The following is a 19,735-nucleotide window of genomic DNA, read 5'->3' as shown; positions in this document are numbered from 1 at the left end:
CTCAGCCTTGGCCGGAAAAGTGGCTCTTTAAGGCGTTGAAGCCACCCTGGAACACATTGGTGCCCATGCCCTCGACCAGCTTGTCGGCGTCTTCCGGCGCGGCGTCGAAGCTCGCGGACCATTCGGCAAAGGTGCGGTCGCCGTCGGTCACTCGCCGCAGTTGAAGCGTCGCCTTGTGGTTGGTGAGCGGCTGCGGCGTCTCGAGAATCGAATAGCTGACGAGGAAATTCGCGTCGGAGAAGTCGAGCAGTTTTTCGCGGATGCGGGCGCCGCTGGCGAGCTGGAAGTTGCGCACGCAGCCGATGGTTTCGGCGCCCTTGCCGTCTTCGATATGGCTCTCGACCATGCGCGGGTGCCAGCTCGGCAGGCCGTTGAAGTCGCGTATGCGCGCCCAAACCTTTTCGACCGGCGCGTCGATGACGCTGGAGATGGTGACGTTCGCCATATGATGGGTCCCTTGCGCGTTTTGCTGCTCGGCAAGGTAGGGCGGCGTCAGCGCCGCCGCTTATCAATCAGTCTTCAAAGCTTATCGATGCGTCTGAAAATGCAGGGCCAGACTCAGCTGATGGCCCGCGCCGCCTCGCGGTAGAGCGTCGGCGGGACACCAACGTGATCGCGGAAGAAGCGCGAGAAATTGCCTTGCGTGGTGAAGCCGAGATTGCAGGCGACCGAAATCAGCGGCTCCTGCGACCACTGCAGTTGGCGTACCGCTTCCTCCATGCGCAGCGTGTTCCAATAGACGTTTGGCGTCAGATTGGTCTGTTCCTTGAACAGGGCAAAGAAATGCGGCCGTGACAGACCGACGCTGCGCGCCACGTCGTCGAAGCAGATGCGCTCGCAGACATTGGCTTTCATCAGCTGGATTGCCTTGCGAACGCGGAAGTCCTGCATGGTGTGGACGCGGGCGCGCACCGTCTGCGGCGCCGAGGCGTCGGCGGCATCGAGCACACTGTCGATGAAGCGCTCGATCTCGTAGTTGGCGATGTCGTCGATGCTCTCATTGTCGCTGAGATGATCGAGCAGATTGCCTGCCGCCTGGTGCAGCCACGGCTCCAGCGTGATCGCCGGTACCGAAAACAACGGCGCGGACGAAGGCATGTCGCGGCGGCGGCGGGCCCAATCCGGATCGATGTAGAAAGCGAGGAACAGGCCCGGTCTGCCGTCGTGCGACAGAGCATGGCTGTGCGGTTCGAAGGAATTGATGCCGGCGGCGGTGCCGGGGCCGAGCCGCACCGTCTGGCGGCCGATGGTCATTTCGCCGGCCGCGCCTTCCAGCCAGATGATGATATGCGCCTCGACATGGGCATGGGTGACGAAGTCGCTGGCGACATTCAGGACAGAAACATGTCCGAACCGGCCCCAATAGAGCCTGATCGCTTCCGTCATGGGTATATCCTCCCGCAGGCGACTGGCCTCCCTTCGCCTGCAGGGGGATAGTGCGGCGCGCGGCGTGCCCGCGTCAAGGCAGATGCGCGGGACCGGTGACTCCTGTGTGCCACAGCGGCGGATTTTCGATAGGCCGGCTTGCGCCGTCGCCGTCGCCTTTATTCTTCGCGCCTGAAGTTGCGGAGCCGGTCGAACAGCACCGCCAGCAGGATGGCGCCGCCGATGAACACGCCTTGCCAGAAGGCATTGATGCCGAGCAGTCCGAGGCTGTTGCGGATCACTTCGATCAGCGCCGCGCCGACGATGGCGCCGAAGGCGGTGCCGACGCCGCCGGCCAGGTTGGCGCCGCCGATGACGGTGGCGGCAATCACCTGAAGCTCCATGCCGGTGCCGAGATTGGTGGTGACGGCGCCCAGCCAGCCGGTCTGGATGATGCCGGCAATGCCTGCGGCCAGTGCCGAGATCATATAGACGGCGACCTTGATCTGGCGCACCGGAACGCCGGTCAGCGTCGCCGCATGCTCATTGCCGCCGATGGCGAAGATGTGGCGGCCAAATTTCGTCCAACGCAGCGTGAAGCCGGTAATCAGCGCCAGCAGGATCATGTAGAGCACCGGATTGGCGATGCCGAACACCCAGGCGCCGCCGCCCAGCGCCAGAAGCTTGTCGTGGTCCGGTCCGAACTGGAAGACGACGGTGTTGTTGGACGCAACCATGGCCAGGCTGCGCGCGATCGACAGCATGCCGAGCGTCACCACGAACGGTGGAAAGCCGAGATACGCGATCAGGATGCCGTTGAAGGCGCCGATGGCCAGCGCGGTGCCGATCGAGGCAAGAATACCGATCTCGATCGAGTAGCCGGCATGCATGGTCACCGCCAGCACCATCGAAGACAGGCAAAGCACCGAGCCGACCGACAGGTCGATGCCGCCGGTGATGATGACGAAGGTCATGCCGAGCGCGATGATGGCGACGAAGGTGATGTTGCGGGTGATGTTGTAGAGGTTCTTCGACGTGGCGAAGGCGTCGGTGGCAAACGACAGGAAAATGCAGGCGAGGATGACGGCGATCACCACCCAGAAGGTCTGGCTGGCGAATATGCGCGAGAAAATAGTGTGCTGTTTCTGCGCGATCGTCTGATCAAGGGTGACAGCCATTATCGACCTTTCCTGCCGGCGATGAGCCGCGCCAACGTGGCGAATTCCTGATTTGCCGCGCTCATGCGGCTTGCTCGATGGCACCGGTGATCAGCCCGGTCACTTCCTCGGGTGAACTCGACGCGATCGTCTTGTCGGCGACCTTGCGGCCGCGCCGCATGACGATGACGCGGTCGGCAACGTCGAAGACATCGGGCATGCGGTGGCTGATCAGCACGACCGCGATGCCCTGGTCGCGCAGCCGGCGGATCAGGTTCAGCACTTCGGCCACCTGCCTGACCGAGATCGCCGCCGTCGGCTCGTCCATCAGCACGATCTTGGCCTGCGACAGCCTGGTGCGGGCGATTGCCACGGCCTGGCGCTGGCCGCCGGACATCTGCTTGACGAGGTCGCGCGGGCGGGTTTCCGATTTCAGTTCGGCAAAGATCTGGCCGGCGCGCTTGTACATCGCGGCATAGTCGAGAATGCGAAACGGCCCGACGCCGCGACGCAGTTCACGGCCGAGATAGACGTTGGCGGCGGCGGTCAGATTGTTGCATAGCGCCAGGTCCTGGTGGACGATCTCGATGCCGTGCTGGCGTGCTTCCACCGGCTTGTGCAGGATCAACTGCTTGCCGTCCATCTGCATCGTGCCGTGGCTCGGGTGGAAATTGCCGGCGATCATCTTGACCAGCGTCGACTTGCCGGCGCCGTTGTCGCCCATCAGGCCAACCACCTGGCCGGGCTCGATCGACAGCGACACATCGTTGACCGCCTGGATGGCGCCGAAATGCTTTGAAATATTGGTGAGTTCGAGAACCGCCACCAGCCTTTTCCTTCCCCATTGTGCCGGGCAGTTATTCTGCCTCAGTCTCGCTCTTTCCAGCTCCTCCCGGAAACGGCGACAGCGTTCTTTTACGCAAAAGCCGGCGCGCGTCAATCAATTGCCGGGCGAATTGGGGCACTTCTTTTTCTAAAAATCCGTTTTGTAGGACAAATAGCATTGACGTTGGCGGCGAGCCGATATTAGCTAAGCATCGGAGGAGAATAGTCGATCCCCGATGCCGGTCGGATGAAGGGATCGTCGGAGGTTATGGGTCAAGGATTCGGCAACGGCTTGTTTGCTGTCCGGTTCGAGGCCGCATCTGAAAATACTTATCGACCTGGCTTGAAGACATGAGCGCTCGCAAAACGACCCTCTGTCATCGCGCATCCGGGTTGATCTGTGTGGCGGGCACGCCGTGTCCGTCTATTTCAACGGGAGGACTGACATGAGGAAATCACTATTGCTCGCCGCTGCCGCCGTCATGGCGCTGGGCGCCGGGCCGGCGATGGCCAAGAAACAGCTCGTCATCGTCGTGAAGGGTCTCGACAATCCGTTCTTCGAAGCCATCCATCAGGGCTGCGAGAAATGGAACAAGGAGAACGCCAGCTCGGAGTACGAATGCTTCTACACCGGTCCGGCTTCGACCTCTGACGAGGCCGGCGAAGCCCAGATCGTGCAGGACATGCTGAGCAAGGCCGATACCGTGGCGATGGCGATTTCGCCGTCCAACGCGCCGCTGATCGCGCAGACGATCAAGACCGCCAATCCGACGATCCCGATCATGACGCTCGACGCCGACCTCAGCAAGGAAGATGCGGCACTGCGCAAGACCTATCTCGGCACCGACAACTATCTGATGGGTCACAAGATCGGCGAGTACATCAAGAAGGGCAAGCCGAACGGCGGCACGATCTGCACGATCGAGGGCAATCCTGCGGCCGACAACATCCTGCGCCGCGCGCAAGGCATGCGCGACGCACTGTCGGGCAAGGAAGGCCTCGCGGCGCTGGCCGGCGAAGGTGGCTGGACCGAAGTTGCCGGCTGCCCGGTGTTCACCAATGACGACGGCGCCAAGGGCGTGCAGGCGATGACCGACATCCTCGCCGCCAACCCGAAGCTCGATGCGTTCGGCATCATGGGCGGCTGGCCGTTGTTCGGCGCTCCGCAGCCCTATCGCGACCTGTTCGGCCCGCTCAAGGACCGCATCGCCAGCAACGACTTCGTCATTGGCGCCGCCGACACGATCGGCGACGAAGTGGCGATCGCCAAGGATGGCCTCGTCACCGCACTCGTCGGCCAGCGGCCGTTCGAAATGGGCTACAAGGCGCCGTCGGTGATGATCGACCTGATCACCGGCAAGCCTGTCGCCGATCCGGTGTTCACCGGTCTCGACGAATGCACCAAGGATACAGTCGACACCTGCATCCAGAAGTAGGCCGCGATTTCGGGGCGTCCGTTTGACGGGCGCCCCGTCACATCGGTTTCAATGACAATGGACGAAGCAGCATTGTCGGGGCAGCAGCTCCGGCTTTCGCATGCCCATGGTTTCGTATTTTCGGCGAAGATTTCGCAGGGTGCGGACAAACTCCGGACAATCTCCCGCGACGGATAGCCGACGCACTGGAACGTGGATGCCGGACGAAAAATCAAGAAAGCGACGCGCCCGGGTCGATGCGCTGGCCAGCCTTCCGGCTGCCGTTCGTCGTGCCGATGCTACGAGGGTTCCGGGCTCGAGCGTGCATGCCTCGCTGGCCCACGAGATTGGTCTGCGGATCGTGCGCGGCGACTATCCGCCGGGAACCATCCTGCCCAATGAAGCCAAGTGGTCTGAGACGTTCGACGTCAGCCGCTCGGCGGTGCGCGAGGCGATCAAGATGCTGATGGCGAAAAGCCTTTTGGCATCACGCCCCAAAATCGGCAGCTGGGTCGAGCCGAAGGAGCGCTGGAACCTGCTCGATCGCGATGTGCTCGCCTGGTATGCGACGGCGCCGGACCGCGAAGCGTTCCTGCGCACCGTGCAGGAGTTCCGCCACATCATCGAGCCGGAAGCGTCCGCCTTCGCCGCCGTGCGGCGCTCGGAAGAGCAGATGGCCGAGATCAGCCAGGCCTGCCGCGAGATGGGGGAGGCGACAAGCCTGCAGGCGCGCACGCGCGCCGACACGCGTTTTCACCTCGCCATCCTGCGAGCCTCGGGCAACGACCTTCTGGTGCCGCTCGGCGTGCTGATCGAATCGGCGCTCGACCACCTCTTTGTCTTCGTCACGCGCGAAACCAGCGACCAGCGGCGGGCGCAAGCGCTGCATGAGGCGATCGAGAAGGCCATCCGCCTGCAGCAACCCGCCGCCGCGCGCAACGCGGTGCACCGGCTGCTCGCGAACACCGACGACGTTGTCCGCCGGTCGCGACGCTGACGCTTGTCGGCGCCCTCAAATCGTTTGCTTCTTGCCGTCCTTGCTGGGCATCAGGTCGACACCGTTGACCTTGCCGATATGCGTCGCCAGCATCGGCACGAATTGTTCGGCGGGACCGGTGGCATGGGCGCCGGCGAACGAATTCTTGGTGGCATTGCCCAGAGGGTTGGCGATGCTTGCGGCGCCCGCCATCGATTCCAGATAGGTGAGATCCTTGAAGGCGTTGGCGATTGAGAATTTGTGGGCGTCGCGGTCGCCTTCCAGCGTCCAGCGCATGAAGGTCTGGTAGAAACCGCAATCCATGCGGCCGTTGCGGATAACGCTGTCGAAACGCGCCGGCGAAATGCCGACCTTCTCGGCCAGTGCCAGCGCCTCGGAGTAAATCGCGGCATAGCCCAGCGAAATGAAATTGTTTAGCAGCTTCATGCGATGGCCATCGCCGGTGCCGCCAATATGGACGATGCGTCCGGCCCAGGTTTCGATGACAGGCTTCACGCGGGCAAAAAGCGCATCAGGCGCGCCGACCATGGCGTCGAGCGTGCCTTCCCAGGCTTCCTTGGGGGTGCGGCTGAGCGGGGCATCGACAAAGTCGACGCCGATATCCTTCAGTTCGGCCGCCAGCGCCACCGTCGATACCGGATCGGAGGTCGAGCAATCGACGACCACCGAGCTCTTCTTCAGGCCCTCCTTGAGGCCGCCGGGGCCGCGAATGATGGCCTCGACTTCGCGCGACCCGGTGACGCAGATGAAGACGATATCGGAGGCCGCGGCGACGTCGCGCGGGGTCGACGCTTCCGTTGCACCCCGGCCAAGCAGATCTTCCGCCGGCTTGCGGTTCTTGCGGCCGAGAAAGGTCAGGGAATAGCCTTTGTCGACGATGTTCTTGGCGATCCCATGCCCCATCAGGCCAAGCCCGATGAAGCCGATCTTCTCGCTCGCGGCAGTCGTGTTCATATCGTCCGTCCTGTCTGGATTATTGATAATTGCCCTGCTGTTTTTGCCGTATGCGGTTGCAGAATGCAATATTGTCTGACAATACACAAAAATCCTTCGAGATGTGGAGACCAAAATGACGAAGCGGATCATGTTCACCGGCGGCAGCGGCAAGGCTGGGCGTCACGTCGTGCAGTATCTGGTCGAGCAGGGCTGTCAGGTGCTCAACATCGACACCAAGCCGCTCGACAATCCCAAGGTGCGCACGCTGATCACCGACATCACCGACAGCGGGCAGGTGTTCAACGCGCTGTCGAGCTATATGGGCCTGCACGAGTTCGATCCGTCGCTGCGCCCGCAGCCGGTCGACGCCGTGGTGCATTTCGCCGCCATCCCGCGCATCATGATCACCACCGACAACGAGGTGTTCCGCATCAACGCGATGGGCACCTACAATGTCATCGAAGCTGCGGTGAAACTCGGCATCCGCAAGGTGATCATCGCTTCCAGCGAGACGACCTATGGCGTGGTGTTCGCCAACGAGCCGCGCGACCCCAAATATTTCCCGCTCGACGAAGCGTATGACGTCGATCCGATGGACAGCTATGCGCTGTCCAAGGTCGTCAACGAGCACACGGCGCGCGCCTTTGCGCAGCGCAACGGCACCGACATCTACGCCTTGCGCATCGGCAACGTCATCGAGCCGCATGAATATTCGCTGTTTCCGAAGTGGTTCGCCGATCCGGGTTTCCGCAAGCGCATCGCGTGGAGCTATGTCGACGCGCGCGATCTCGGCCAGATCACGCTGCGCGCGGTCGAGAAGGACGGGCTCGGCTTTCAGGTGTTCAACGCGGCCAATGACGACACCTCGTCGGACCTGCCGACAGCCGAGCTGTTGAAGCGGTTCTATCCCGATGTGCCGGTCAAGGCCGAGCTCGGCGAATATGAGACGCTGCTGTCAAACCGCAAGGCGCGTGATTTGCTCGGCTTCCGGCCCGAACACAGCTGGCGCAAATACGTCAAGACGGCCTGAGAGGGAGCGCATCGCCCGCAATCCAATGCTGATCTGTGCATAGAAGCGGGCTTTGCGGCCCAGCCCGTTTCGCCGGCTTGACAGTTTTCGGAATCCAGACTTTGTGGATGCATGCTGGACGGGAAGCCGAAAAAGACAAAAGCGCCTGCCAAGCCGACGCCTGCCGAGCACCCCGCGGGTGTTCGACGGGCGGACGCGACACGCATGCCGGGGTCGAGCGTGCATGGGTCGCTGGCCAATGAAATTGGTCTCAGGATCGTGCGCGGCGACTATCCGCCGGGCACCATCCTGCCCAACGAAGCCAAATGGTCCGAGACCTTCAACGTCAGCCGCTCGGCGGTGCGCGAGGCGATCAAGATGCTGATGGCGAAAAGCCTTTTGGCATCACGCCCCAAGATCGGCAGCTGGGTCGAGCCGAAAGAGCGCTGGAACCTGCTCGATCGCGATGTGCTCGCCTGGTATGCGACCTCGCCCGACCGCGAGGTTTTCCTGAAAACCGTGCAGGAGTTCCGCCACATCATCGAGCCGGAGGCGACCGCCTTTGCCGCGATGCGGCGGACCGACGCGCAGATGGCTGAGATCAGCCAGGCCTGCCGCGAGATGGGCGACGCTACCAACCTGCAGGAGCGCACCCGCGCCGATACGCGTTTTCATCTCGCCATCCTGCGGGCGTCCGGCAATGATTTGCTGGTGCCGCTCGGGGTGCTGATCGAATCGGCGTTCGACCATCTCTTCGCCTATACGACGCGCGAGCTCGACGACCTGCAACACGCACAGAAACTGCATGAGGCGATCGAGAAGGCCGTCCGCCTGCAGCGGCCGGATGCGGCGCGCAACGCGGTGCGCAAGCTGTTGGCCAACACCGACGGCGTCATCAGGTCCCGGTAAGCCGATATCCAGGTGAGACCTGCCTGAACTGGATCTCGGCATACCTGCATGCCAAGGCGATGACCGGACCTTTTCTCTGCCTGTCAGGCCGGTGATGTCGCCAGATGCTGTCGGGTCAGGCCGATCAGCAAAGCCTGATCGCGCGCGGCGTGTTCGGGCGGATTGACCACCGGCTCGCCATTGACAATGGCGCCCCAGAAGCCGCGCATTTCTTCGACGAAGGCCTCGGCATAGCCGGCGCGCAGATCCTTGCTTGAAAGCGTATGACCGTCGGACGTCTTCACCGTCAGCCGGGTCGGATGGTGGTTGAGCCAGGGCGAGGGGAATTCGAGCTCAAGGCTGGCATCGTCGAAGAACAGCGTGATGCGCTCCTTGTAGTCGGCAAGCTTTGGCACCGTCAGATGCGTCATGGTCCATAGCGCCTGGCCGCCGAGCAGCCTGACAGCGCCCTGGCCGCCGTCGCCATTGGCGAAGATCTGCGCGCCGACGATGTTGCCGTCCGGCACGCCGAGCGCATCGAGCAGGCCGTGCACGGCATTCACATCGTGAATCAAGGCGGAGCTGTAAGCGCCGGTAAAACCACGGAAAGCCAGATCGGTCAGCGGCATGCCGACGGCGCGCTCGACCTGGCGCTTCTGCTTGGCCACAGCAGCGGTAATCAGCTCCTTTGGAATGTCGGTGCCTCTGACATAGCGGTGATGGGCAATGAACGGCCAGGCATCGGGATCGTTGACTTCGATCGAGACCGAACGCAGCGTCCCAGCCGTGCCGGGCAATGAGGCAAGCGCCAGCCGGTAGCTCGGATCGAAGCGCTTCATATAGCCGACCTGCATGACTTTCTTGGCCGCATCGCGTGCCGCGACTATCTCGGCGATTTCCGCCGGCGAATAGCAGAGCGGCTTTTCGCAAAAGACGTGCAGCCCGCGCGCCAATGCTGCCAGAACTTGCTCATAGTGCAGCGGATCGGGTGAGCCGATGACGACCGCGTCGAGACGTTGGTCGAAGAGCTGGTCGGGCGTTTCGAAGTTGGCGATGCCATGGGTGTCGGTGACGAACTGGCGCGAGATTTTTGACGGATCGGCGACCCCGACGAGTTCAAACAGGTCACTGAGGCGCATCAGATTGGGGATGTGCTCGACCTGCGAAATCATGCCGGCGCCGATCACCCCGACGCGTATCCTGCTCATGCGATTGTTCTCTGAAATGGACTCACGGCGCGGCTGACGGCCGGTTGCCGATCTGGGCCAGCAGGCCGGCGATCTCCGCTTCGACCGCCTTCAAATCTTCGCCGCCCGACATGATCGAGATCACCTCGTCGCGCGAGATGTCCGACTTGGCGTAAGTGCCGCGATTGCGGCCACGATTGAGCAGGGTGAAGGTGTCGCCGACCGGATAGGCGTGGTGGATGTTGTGGCTGATGAAGATGACGGCGAGACCACGCATGCGCGCCTCGATGATGAACTTCAGCACCATCGCCGCCTGATGCACGCCAAGCGCCGAGGTCGGCTCGTCCAAAATCAGCACGCGGGCGCCGAAATGCACGGCGCGCGCAATCGCCACCGACTGGCGCTCGCCGCCCGACAGCGTGCCGACGGCCTGTGTCGGGTCGCGCACGTCGATGCCGATATCGGCCATGGCTTGCCTGGCTATGGTGTTGGCGCGCTCCTTGTCTATGCGCGAGAAGGGCAGGCTGCTCTTCGTCGGTTCGCGCCCGAGGAAGAAATTGCGGGTGATCGACATCAGCGAGATCATGCCGAGGTCCTGGAAGACGGTGGCAACGCCAAGATCCTGCGCGTCGCGCGGGCTGCGGAAGGAGACCGGCTTGCCGTCGACGAGGATTTGGCCCTTGGTCGGCCTGTAGACGCCGGACAGCACCTTGATCAGCGTTGACTTGCCGGCGCCGTTGTCGCCGAGCAGGCAATGCACCTCACCCGGATAGACCTTGATGTCGATGTCCTGCAACGCGCGCACCGAGCCGAAATTCATCGACACGCCGCGCAGTTCCATGGCTGGCTGGATGCTCTGGGCCAGTTCGGTCATTTGCCGCCTCCGCGCCCGAGCGCCTTCAGGCGGATGTAGTTGTTGACCAGCACCGCCATCAGGATGACGATGCCGAGGAAGACCTTGAACCAGTCGGTGTCGATGCCGGTGTAGAAGATGCCCATCTGCACCAGGCCGAAGATCAGCGCGCCGAACAGCACGCCATAGACGGTGCCGTAGCCGCCGGTGAGCAGCACGCCGCCGATGACGGCGGCGATGATTGCCTCGAACTCCTTGAGCAGGCCGCGCGTGGTGTCGGCGGAGCCGGCTTCCATGACCTGGATGGTGGCGAGCAAGGTCGCCGCGCAAGCGGTATAGACGAACAGGGCAATCTTGACCCGGTCGACCGGCACGCCGACGTTGCGGGCGGCGATCAGGTCGCCGCCGGTGGCGAACATCCAGTTGCCGTATTTGGTCTGGGTCAGCACGTAGCCGGCAAGTGCTGTCAGGCCGAGCCACCAGACGATCGACATCGGGATGCCGACGACGAAGGGGATGCCGTCGCTGCGGGTGGCGATCCAGCCTTGCGTTCCCATCCAGTGGAACAGGCCGGTGAACAAATGGCCGTTGAACAGGCCGGCGGTCGCCGGATCCGGCGCGCCTTCCAGGATGTAGGGGATCTGCGTGCGGCCGGTAACGGCGCGGGTGATGCCGATCGACAGCCCGCGCAAGATGTAGAGCGAGGCCAGCGTGACGATGAAGGAGGGCAGGCGGGTCTTCACCACGATCAGGCCGTTGAGATAGCCGGTGAGGATGGCCACCGCGAAGGCGCAAGCGATGCCGCCCCACAGCGGCAGGCCCCAATATTTGACGGTGAGACCGATGACGACGCCGGCGAAGCCGACCATCGAACCGACCGAGAGGTCGAACTCGCCGGCGATGATGAGAAGGGCGGCGGCGGTGGCGACGATACCGAGTTCCGCCGACAGCGTCAGGAAGGTCATCGAGCCTTGCAGCGAGTAAAGGTTCGCCGCGCCCGGCAGCAGCGCAAAGATGATGATGGTGGCAAGCAAGCCGCCGGCCGCACCCGCTTCCGGGCGGCGCAGCCATTGGGTCAGCCTGCCGGTGCTGGCCAGCCGCTCGTCGGCGCCCGCGGCCCGCTTCGACGTCATGCCGAAACGGTCCGTCGCCTGCAACTCAGCTGGAGGTATCGCCTTGTCTTCCACGACCGCCATTAGGCTCCCCAATCGCTCAATTCGCAATGTCGACCAGACACCGGGGAGGCGGCATCATGCGCTTCCCCGGTTGGTTTGGTTTGCCTGACTAGCGGATGCCGTCCTTGGCCAAAGCCAGGATCGCCTTGGCCTTGTCGGGCGAGTCGATGAACAGCGGGCCGGTGTAGGAATTGTTCTGCGGCCAGAAGCCATGCGTGGCGTGCTCGACCAGATAGATGACCGGGAGGTACCCCATCAGATATTGCTGGGCGTCCATGCCGAAGCCCATCTCGCCGGCAACGACGGAGTCCAGAACTTCGGGGCTGATGTCGAACGTGTAGAGCTTGATCTTGCCGAACAGTTCCTTCTGCCGGAAAAGCGGGATCAAGGGATTGGCGGCCGTGGCGCCGAGGGCAAAGACGGCCTGGGTGTCGGGATGCGCCGACAGATAGGCTTCGGTGCGGCGCTGGACATCGGCCGGATCGGGCGACACGGCCAGAACCTCGGTGCCGCCGCCGGAGGGCTTCAGCCCATCGTTGAGGCCCTGGCAGCGCTGGTCGAGGCTGACATTGCCGACCTCGTGGTTGATGCAGACGACTTTCAGCGTGCCTTCCTTGGCGAGCCGCTCGCCGGCCTTCTTGCCGGAATCATACTCGGAAACGGTGCCGACATAGAGCGTCGTGCCGAGCTCGGCGCCTTCCTTTTCGCCGGAATCGAGAACCACCATGGGAATGTTGGCGGCCAGTCCGGCCTTGACCGATTTGCCGAGCGCATTTGCGTCGGCGATCGAGACGGCGATGCCGTCCGGGTTGGTGGCGATCGCGGCGTCGAGAAGCCTTGCCTGCTCGACCACGTCGAAGACCTGCGGCGCATAATATTCGACCTTGGCGCCGGTCAGGGCGGCCGCGTCATCGACGCCGCGCTTGACCACGGACCAGTAGGGATCGGAGGCCGAGCCATGCACGACGAAGGTGATGCGAACATCCTTCGGGTCCTTGAGGCCGGCGGCATGCGCCACTCCTGCCAGCACGCCCGCCGAGACAATAGCGCCCAGTGCCATTTTCAGAACAGTCTTCATGTTATTCTCCCATTCACCGTTACAGTTCCCGTTCTCTCACGTTGGCCGGTCGCGTGCCCGGCTCACGTCGCGGATCGGCTGGCCACTTTGCGGGCCTTTGCCGATACCGGTTGCTGTTCGCCTGCAGCGCTGCCGCGGCCTGTTCTTGTCGATCGCCCGGCCGACAGCGCGGTGCGCAGTTCCTCGCGCAACGGCTTCATGCCGATGATGTCGAGCGGCTGTGCGGCCAGCCAATCGCGAAAGCCCTGGTCGCGGAACAGCTCATATTCCTCGGTACGGATATAGGCCGCCCGCGGCTCGATCAGCTCGAGTTCGCCCGGCGCATTGAAATGCAAGCAGAAGAAGGTCAGGCCTTCGCGCACGCCCTCGACCAGCGCCTTGTAGGCTGGCTCGACCGGCCTGGAACGAGGGCGGCCCCATGTCGTCTGGATGGCGGCATCGAAGATAACAAAGCCGCTGGCACGAGCCTGCGCCACACCGCGCTGGAAGGCTTCCTCGGTAACGCCGACCAGATTGTCGTTGGGCGAATAGGCCGACAGCGTTTTGGTCAACAGGACGGGCAACCGGTATTCCAGTCCGAGCCTGATGTAGATGTCGCAGAATTCCGGCGACAGTGCCGCGCCCATATGCGCATCGAGATGGGTGACATCGATGCCGGCGCGATAGGCGGTGTCGATCTGGGCGCGAAGCTCGGTCTCGACGGCTTGCGGCACCGCCTTGCGGCGGGTCGTCGCCACATCGGGCCAGAAGAAGCCGAATTCGTCGGTCAGGCCGGCCGCGCGCGACAGCGCGGTCAGCGGCCGCCATTTATAGTGCTGTTTTTCGCTGTTCAGCGTCAGGTGAACGCCGAGGTCGAGCCTCGGGTCGGCGGCGGCACTTTCGGCCATTTCGAGGAACCACGGGCAAGGTACCATCACCGCGCCCGAACTGCACACGCCCAGCCGGCTCAATTCGAGGAAGGCGCTGTTGGCGCCGTGGCACATGCCGACATCGTCTTCGTGCAGCACGATCCTGCGGCCGGAGGCGGGCCCGCTCATGGACGGCCCCCAGATCGCCGGCAACACGACGCTTCGGGTCTTCCAAAGTGTGTCCCGTCTTGCATGGAACCCGACCGTTTGCCCAACTGGCCGGAATGGAACGCCCAAACCGGCCTTTCCGACAGGGCCACTTTGCCGAATTCGGATGGGTACGATTTTCCTGCCAGGCGCGATACTTGGCCTCGTCGGTTGCCCGCAATCAGCACCGCCGGCTCCGGGATGGCTTGGTCAGATCGCGGCGGAGTGGTTCTTTCAAACAGTGCCGGCAAGCGTACAGCTGTCCACACCATCAAGGGACGGAGGCTGCCATGTACAGTGCCGGTGAGGAAGAAATCGAAGCCATTGCCAGGGTGATCCGCTCGGGCGCGCTGTTTCGCTACGGAAAGGACAGCGAATGCGACCGCTTCGAGGCCCGCTATGCCCGGCATCTCGGCGTCGAGCATTTTGCGCTGGCGGCCAGCGGCACCTACGGGCTTGCCGCCGGCCTGATCGGCCTCGGCATCGGCCCCGGCGACGAGGTGCTGGTGCCGGCGCACACCTACATGGCGACGGCCACCGCGGTGCTGTCGGTCGGCGCTATTCCGGTCATCGTCGACATCGACGAGAGCCTGACCATCGACCCTATCGCCTTGCGCGATGCCATCGGGCCGCGCACCAAGGCGGTCATCCCGGTGCATATGTGGGGTGCGGCCTGCAACATGAACGCGATCATGGACATCGCGGCCAAGCGCGGCCTGCTCGTGCTGGAAGATGTCTGCCAGGGCATTGGCGGCGGCTATGAGGGCCGCAAGCTTGGCTCGATCGGCCATGCCGGCGCCTACTCCTTCAACTATTTCAAGAACATGACGTCGGGCGAGGGTGGCGGCATCGCCACCAGCGACCCGAAAGTGGCGGAACGGGCGCGTTGCGCCATCGATCCTTGCCATTTCTACTGGCAGGGCCGCAGCGACAGCATCAAGCCTTTCGCCGGCATCGGCGCGCGGGCATCGGAACTGATGGGGGCGATGCTCAACGTCCAGCTCGACCGTCTCGACGGCATCATCGAGGCGATGCGGGCGGAGAAAAAGGCGGTGCTGGCCGGTACCCGCCATCTCGGCAATCTCGGCCTGACGCCGTCGCCGATGAACAGCCCGGACGACGATTGCGCGGCGCAGGTGATGTACCTGCTGCCGAACGAGCAGGCGGCACAGATTTTTTCGAAGACCATTCCCAGCGTCATTGCCGGCAAGACCGGCCGGCACAATTTCACCCAGTGGGATCAGGTGCTGATGCATGAGGGCGCCCACCATCCGGCGCTCAACCCCTACACGCTGCCGGAGAACAAGGGTCTGCGGCTCACCTATGCCGACGATCTCGGCAAGGGCTCGCTCGATATCCTCAACCGCACGGTGATGATCGCCATGAACCCGGCGCATGGCGACACCGATATCAGGGATATGATCCACAACATCGATGCGGCGGCGCGCGTGGCGCTGGAAAACGCCTCGCTGGACGATGTCGAGCTGCGCAAGGCAGCGCCTGTCGACCTGCAGAAATTCGATAGTGTGAACTATTAGCTCTGCACAGTGATTATGACTCTTTGGCCGTATCGTTACTGATGGTCATTCACGGTGCCGCATGGTGGCGTTTGAACTTACGGTAGGTTGTCTCGACGAGACCGATCGTCCAGCAGATGGGGCAACCGCGAAAAGCCACCATCAACACGCCAGCCAGGGCCAGCGAATAAAATGGATGTGGCACAGAGATCGATATCGCGTAACTCAAAGCGCTGATGCCGACAATACCGCGGACCAGATGTTCGACAAGACCATTGCTGGCGAACATTGTCTTGGGCGAGGCGGTAGATGACAGGTTCATGGGGTTCATAGAAATTTACCTCGCCAATTCATAGTGGTTCAATCAATCCAAGAGGTATTCGCGTAGGAGGGCCCGGCTCCGGTGCAGTCGACCCTTGATGCTCTCGCGGGTGAGGTTCAGTGAAGCGGCGACCTCGTCGATCGTCATCTCTTCGATATCGCGTAGTATGATCACCTCGCGGTAGTGTTCGGGCAGGGATTGGATCGCGCGTGAAAGGTCAAGCCGGAGTTCGTCCAGCGATAAATGTGCCAGGCGGTCCACGTTGGCCGGATTCAGCAACGCGTCGTCCAGATTGTCCGGCTTTCCCATCGCGCGCATTGCCATGCGCAAACATTCGCGGCGTACCACGGCCAGCAGCCAGCCCGATATAGAGCCCAGTGCGCGCAGCGTTCCGACGCGGCGGTACAGTAGCCACAATGTCTCCTGCACCACGTCGTCAACGTCGTCGGAAGCGCTGCAGCTGCGCCGCGCATAGCGTCGAATGTCTCGCTGTGCGAGGTCCAGCAAAGCCAAGATGGCTTGCTTGTCGCCATTGCGCGCGTCGTCAACCAGAGCCAGGTCATACTTCGGCGTGTACATGCGGGTGTCCTACTTCGCAGTGTCGAGGCGGCGGTTCGCGGCATCCAAGCGGCGGCCCGCCATGGCACACATGGGACAAAAACCGATGAAGCCGGTGAGCAGTGTGCTGACGCCGACGCCAGCAATCGCATAGCCGATGATAAGCCCACTTAAGCCCAGCAAGCCGCAGGCGATCATGGCCAAACCGGCAACGACACGAACCGCGCGTTCCCATCCAGGTACATTCTTGACATAAAGCACGGTAAATCCCCCAAAGTTGCAAGCGCAATGGCACGCTCGAAAGGTAAGAGGGCTGGGAATGCAGTTTCGGTTCGCGTCGTTCTAAAAGTATTTCAACAGCGCCATTTCCAGGTCACCCCGCCCTCGGTTCATCAGAGGGTTCTGTGCTGAGGTACTAGCTCCGGTCGAGCCTTATGAACGCAGCCCGCAGCGCCAGCACCGCGCGCAAGATCTGGCGTTCGTCCATCGCTGCATAACCCAGCAGCAGGCCGTGTTCGGGCTCGCTCGAATGGTAGTTGATGGAAATGCCTTGCACGTCGAGCCCTTCCTTGACAGCGGCGGCGACGACGTCGCTGTCCCTGTAGGGCCGGACGAAACTTGCCAGCAATTGCATGCCGGAATCATTTTCGGTGACCGTCAGCCATTCGGCCAGATGCTCCTGGCAGAGCTTGACGAAATTCGCCTGCCGGCGCGCATAGAGGCGGCGCATGCGCTTGAGATGCGTGGCGAAATAGCCTTGGGTGATGAAGTCGTTGACCGTCGCCTGCAGGATCAGCGGCGCGAACTGGCCGGTAATCGAGACCGCCCTGTCGAACGGAACCGACAATTCGCGCGGCACGATGAGATAGCCGATGCGCAGCGCCGGGATCAGCGTCTTGCCGAAGCTGCCGATATAGACGACGCGGTCGGCGTGATCGAGCCCGCGCAGCGCCGGCACCGGCCGGCCGCGAAACCGGTATTCGCCGTCATAATCGTCCTCGACGATCCACGCCCCGTTGCGCTCGGCGATATCGAGCAGCTGCAGCCGCTCCTCGATGCGCATGATGGTGCCGAACGGCCACTGGCAAGACGGTGTCACATAGATTAGCCGCGGTGGCGGCAGATCCGGGTCGGCCAGATGCCATCCGCGCCGGTCGACCTTGAGCGGCGCCAGCCTGGCGCCGCTGGCGAGGAAGGCGCTCTTGGCGCCGAGATAGCCGGGCTCCTCCATCCAGACCGTGTCGCCTTCGTCCATCAACACGCGCGAGGCAAGATCGAGCGCCGCCTGCGCGCCGGTGACGACGATCACCTGGTCGGCGGTGCAGTTGATGCCGCGCGACAGGCTGATGGTCGACGCAATGGCCTGGCGCAGGCCGGGATGGCCGGCAAAGGAGAGATAGCCGAGCAGGCTCTCGTCGCGGCTGCGGGCGTTGCGCACCAGAAGGCTCGACCAGATGGTGAAGGGGAAGGACGCCGTTTCCGGCACGCCGGGATGGAAATTGATGACCCCGGCATTGCGTGGCGGTTGCGGGCCATTGACGATGGTCTGGCCGCGCCGGGAGAGCTTTTGCGGGGTGGCGAGTCCGGCGCGCAGTGACGCCAGCGGACGCTTCTGCTGGATTGGCGCCACCCAGGTGCCCGATCCGGCGCGCGCCTCGATGAAACCTTCGGCGAGCAGCTGGTCGTAAGCGGCGATGACCGTGTTGCGTCCGACCTTCAGATCTTCGGCCAGCGAGCGGGTCGACGGCAGCAACGTGTTCTGCGGGATCTGGCCGTCGAGGATGAAACGCCGCAAGGCGCCGTAGATCTGCCGGTGCATCGGTTCTTCCGAGGCGCGGTCGACCGACATGATATCGAGGGAAAGGCGCATGTGGTCGGCCAAGGCGCTAGCTTCCGACAAGTCGTGCGGCGCGGGCGATCTTTTCCTCGTTGAGAAGGCAGACCGTATCGAGCACGAGGCGCCGTGTTTCGGGGCGGACCTCGCGGCTGTTCTTCAAGGCGCGGTGCACGGTGGCGGCGCCAAGGTCCGCCTTTTTGGCGATCTCGCGGATGGTGCAAAGCCGTTCCATGCCAAGTGCAGCCTCGAAAGCCATGTCGCTCCTCCATCGGGGGCTCTCACATCAAGGCACGGCTTTGTGCCTGCCTCAAGCTTGAAAGTCCGGGCCCGAAAAACCGGCGCCCCCGAATTCTGCGATCCGCGCCGCTACGGGAGCAAGGCGGCGCGGATCGCCGGGCGCTTTCGCGTCGCTACCCCATCGAGGCGCGCGCCCAATCGGCCGACCATCCGCCCCCCGGCGCTGGTCAGGCCATCTCTCTTGTCACGACCTCGAAGCCGGCCTTGCGGGCGGTTTCGAGCAGCGAGGCGTAGCCCTTGCTGGCATAGGTCAGCGGATGCGCCTTGGCCGGGTCCTGCTCGGCCTCGACGACGATCCAACCTTCGTAGCCGCGCTTGGCAAGCGGCTTCAGCAACGGCAGGAAATCGACCGCACCGTCGCCGGGCACGGTGAAAATCCCCTTCATCACCGCGACCATGAAGCTCATGTCTTCGCGCCGCGCCTGTTCCAGCACCGGCAGGCGAACGTCCTTGCAATGGAAATGCACGATGCGGTCGAGATGCCGTTTGAGCAGGGAAGCCGGGTCGCCACCCGAAAACAGGCAGTGGCCGGTGTCGAACAAAAGACCGACGCTGTCTCCTGTCGCCGCCATCAGGCGGCCGATCTCGCTGTCGGTCTCGACGATGGTTCCCATGTGGTGGTGGAAGGCCATGCCGACGCCGAACGCGGCCATGCGGTCGGCAAGCCGGGTGAGTTTCTCGCCATAGGCCTGCCATTCGCCATCGGCGAGGCGCGGGCGCTCGGAGATCGGTGCGAAGATGCCGTCATGGCGGCCGCGCGAGGTGTCGGCATAGACGACGAGCTTGGCGCCAAGGTCGCGCAGCAGCGTCAGATGCGGGGTGATGGCGGCGAATTCCTCGTCGACGGTGCGGTCGAGGATGCGGCCGTCATACCAGCCCGAGACGAGCTCCAGCCCATAGGAAGACAGGATCGGCCCGAGCGTGGCGCTCTGCCGCGGAAATTTGCCGCCAAGTTCGGTTCCGCGATAACCGGCCTGCGCGGTTTCCGACAGGCAGGTCTCCAGCGGCGTGTCGCCGCCGAGCGCCGGAACGTCGTCGTTGCTCCAGGTTATGGGGTTGATGCCGATCTTGACCGTCATGCCGCCAGACTTTTGCAGGCTTGGGGAAACACAAAGCCGAGCCCGCAAACTGGCGGCAAAGAGGACCTGTCACTAGGTCCAGTTCAGGCAAATTTAGCAGAACCAATCAACGAGGTTCGATGCCAGTCGTCCGATGGACGCTGCGGTCATGGTTTTGGAGAAATCCCTGGAGCCACGGATTTGCC

Annotated in this window: 21 protein-coding genes; 5 read left to right on the top strand and 16 right to left on the bottom strand. The window is 63.2% G+C overall.

Annotation, left to right across the window (positions count from 1 at the left end; genetic code table 11):
• Position 1: 1 nt before the first annotated feature.
• The 4 genes from AC1DX6_RS08260 to AC1DX6_RS08245 all read right to left on the bottom strand — a co-directional run bounded on the left by AC1DX6_RS08260 (position 2) and on the right by AC1DX6_RS08245 (position 3,348).
• Positions 2–445, bottom strand: coding sequence for an SRPBCC family protein (locus AC1DX6_RS08260; RefSeq protein ID WP_477312250.1), 444 nt, complete (start codon positions 443–445; stop codon positions 2–4).
• 113 nt (positions 446–558) lie between these two features.
• Complete coding sequence (locus tag AC1DX6_RS08255) at positions 559–1,386, bottom strand: AraC family transcriptional regulator (RefSeq protein ID WP_477312249.1); 828 nt, start codon at positions 1,384–1,386, stop codon at positions 559–561.
• A 158-nt stretch (positions 1,387–1,544) separates the two neighbouring features.
• Positions 1,545–2,543, bottom strand: a complete 999-nt coding sequence (locus AC1DX6_RS08250) for an ABC transporter permease (protein ID WP_477312248.1) — start codon at positions 2,541–2,543, stop codon at positions 1,545–1,547.
• 61 nt (positions 2,544–2,604) lie between these two features.
• Positions 2,605–3,348: an ATP-binding cassette domain-containing protein gene (locus tag AC1DX6_RS08245; protein ID WP_477312247.1), complete on the bottom strand. Its 744-nt coding sequence runs from the start codon at positions 3,346–3,348 to the stop codon at positions 2,605–2,607.
• 445 nt (positions 3,349–3,793) lie between these two features.
• On the opposite strand from AC1DX6_RS08245, the gene AC1DX6_RS08240 reads away from it, so the two are divergent.
• Positions 3,794–4,783: a sugar-binding protein gene (locus AC1DX6_RS08240; RefSeq protein WP_477312246.1), complete on the top strand. Its 990-nt coding sequence runs from the start codon at positions 3,794–3,796 to the stop codon at positions 4,781–4,783.
• A 196-nt stretch (positions 4,784–4,979) separates the two neighbouring features.
• The gene (locus AC1DX6_RS08235) at positions 4,980–5,759 is read left to right on the top strand and encodes a FadR/GntR family transcriptional regulator (protein WP_477312245.1); all 780 of its coding nucleotides are present in this window, start codon (positions 4,980–4,982) and stop codon (positions 5,757–5,759) included.
• Between the two features lie 15 nt (positions 5,760–5,774).
• On the opposite strand, the gene AC1DX6_RS08230 is transcribed toward AC1DX6_RS08235, so the two are convergent.
• The gene (locus AC1DX6_RS08230; RefSeq protein WP_477312244.1) at positions 5,775–6,713 is read right to left on the bottom strand and encodes an NAD(P)-dependent oxidoreductase; all 939 of its coding nucleotides are present in this window, start codon (positions 6,711–6,713) and stop codon (positions 5,775–5,777) included.
• Positions 6,714–6,828: 115 nt separating this feature from the next.
• Here AC1DX6_RS08230 and AC1DX6_RS08225 point away from each other — a divergent pair, with 115 nt between their 5' ends.
• Both AC1DX6_RS08225 and AC1DX6_RS08220 read left to right on the top strand, forming a co-directional pair.
• Positions 6,829–7,725 carry an NAD-dependent epimerase/dehydratase family protein gene (locus tag AC1DX6_RS08225; RefSeq protein ID WP_477275137.1) on the top strand — a complete coding sequence of 299 codons (897 nt, stop codon included), beginning with the start codon at positions 6,829–6,831 and terminating at the stop codon, positions 7,723–7,725.
• Between the two features lie 111 nt (positions 7,726–7,836).
• Positions 7,837–8,613, top strand: coding sequence for a FadR/GntR family transcriptional regulator (locus AC1DX6_RS08220; protein ID WP_477312243.1), 777 nt, complete (start codon positions 7,837–7,839; stop codon positions 8,611–8,613).
• An 83-nt stretch (positions 8,614–8,696) separates the two neighbouring features.
• On the opposite strand, the gene AC1DX6_RS08215 is transcribed toward AC1DX6_RS08220, so the two are convergent.
• The 5 genes from AC1DX6_RS08215 to AC1DX6_RS08195 all read right to left on the bottom strand — a co-directional run bounded on the left by AC1DX6_RS08215 (position 8,697) and on the right by AC1DX6_RS08195 (position 13,922).
• Positions 8,697–9,800 carry a Gfo/Idh/MocA family protein gene (locus tag AC1DX6_RS08215; protein ID WP_477312242.1) on the bottom strand — a complete coding sequence of 368 codons (1,104 nt, stop codon included), beginning with the start codon at positions 9,798–9,800 and terminating at the stop codon, positions 8,697–8,699.
• Between the two features lie 22 nt (positions 9,801–9,822).
• Positions 9,823–10,653, bottom strand: a complete 831-nt coding sequence (locus tag AC1DX6_RS08210) for an ATP-binding cassette domain-containing protein (RefSeq protein WP_477312241.1) — start codon at positions 10,651–10,653, stop codon at positions 9,823–9,825.
• Positions 10,650–11,765, bottom strand: coding sequence for an ABC transporter permease (locus tag AC1DX6_RS08205; RefSeq protein WP_477313635.1), 1,116 nt, complete (start codon positions 11,763–11,765; stop codon positions 10,650–10,652). The genes AC1DX6_RS08210 and AC1DX6_RS08205 overlap by 4 nt, the downstream gene beginning before the upstream one ends.
• Before the next feature lie 151 nt (positions 11,766–11,916).
• Positions 11,917–12,885, bottom strand: a complete 969-nt coding sequence (locus AC1DX6_RS08200) for a rhizopine catabolism ABC transporter substrate-binding protein (RefSeq protein ID WP_477312240.1) — start codon at positions 12,883–12,885, stop codon at positions 11,917–11,919.
• A 62-nt stretch (positions 12,886–12,947) separates the two neighbouring features.
• Positions 12,948–13,922 carry a polysaccharide deacetylase family protein gene (locus AC1DX6_RS08195; protein WP_477312239.1) on the bottom strand — a complete coding sequence of 325 codons (975 nt, stop codon included), beginning with the start codon at positions 13,920–13,922 and terminating at the stop codon, positions 12,948–12,950.
• 308 nt (positions 13,923–14,230) lie between these two features.
• Here AC1DX6_RS08195 and AC1DX6_RS08190 point away from each other — a divergent pair, with 308 nt between their 5' ends.
• A complete protein-coding gene (locus AC1DX6_RS08190) occupies positions 14,231–15,478 on the top strand; it encodes a DegT/DnrJ/EryC1/StrS family aminotransferase (RefSeq protein WP_477312238.1) in 1,248 nt (415 codons plus the stop codon).
• A gap of 49 nt (positions 15,479–15,527) precedes the next feature.
• Here AC1DX6_RS08190 and AC1DX6_RS08185 read toward each other — a convergent pair whose 3' ends face one another.
• The 6 genes from AC1DX6_RS08185 to iolE all read right to left on the bottom strand — a co-directional run bounded on the left by AC1DX6_RS08185 (position 15,528) and on the right by iolE (position 19,550).
• Complete coding sequence (locus AC1DX6_RS08185; RefSeq protein ID WP_477312237.1) at positions 15,528–15,788, bottom strand: hypothetical protein; 261 nt, start codon at positions 15,786–15,788, stop codon at positions 15,528–15,530.
• 33 nt (positions 15,789–15,821) lie between these two features.
• Entirely contained in the window at positions 15,822–16,358 is a 537-nt protein-coding gene (locus AC1DX6_RS08180; RefSeq protein WP_477312236.1) for an RNA polymerase sigma factor, read from the bottom strand.
• A gap of 9 nt (positions 16,359–16,367) precedes the next feature.
• Complete coding sequence (locus tag AC1DX6_RS08175; protein WP_477312235.1) at positions 16,368–16,598, bottom strand: YgaP family membrane protein; 231 nt, start codon at positions 16,596–16,598, stop codon at positions 16,368–16,370.
• A gap of 154 nt (positions 16,599–16,752) precedes the next feature.
• A complete protein-coding gene (gene mocR, locus AC1DX6_RS08170) occupies positions 16,753–18,207 on the bottom strand; it encodes a rhizopine catabolism transcriptional regulator MocR (RefSeq protein WP_477312234.1) in 1,455 nt (484 codons plus the stop codon).
• Positions 18,208–18,223: 16 nt separating this feature from the next.
• Positions 18,224–18,430 carry a LacI family DNA-binding transcriptional regulator gene (locus tag AC1DX6_RS08165; protein WP_477312233.1) on the bottom strand — a complete coding sequence of 69 codons (207 nt, stop codon included), beginning with the start codon at positions 18,428–18,430 and terminating at the stop codon, positions 18,224–18,226.
• A 208-nt stretch (positions 18,431–18,638) separates the two neighbouring features.
• Positions 18,639–19,550 (bottom strand): myo-inosose-2 dehydratase, encoded by a 912-nt coding sequence (gene iolE, locus AC1DX6_RS08160; protein WP_477312232.1) that lies wholly within the window; start codon positions 19,548–19,550, stop codon positions 18,639–18,641.
• Positions 19,551–19,735 lie beyond the last annotated feature (185 nt).

It is taken from the genome of Mesorhizobium sp. P2_C4 (assembly GCF_056404575.1).
This window is presented reverse-complemented; position numbering and strand designations above follow the sequence as displayed.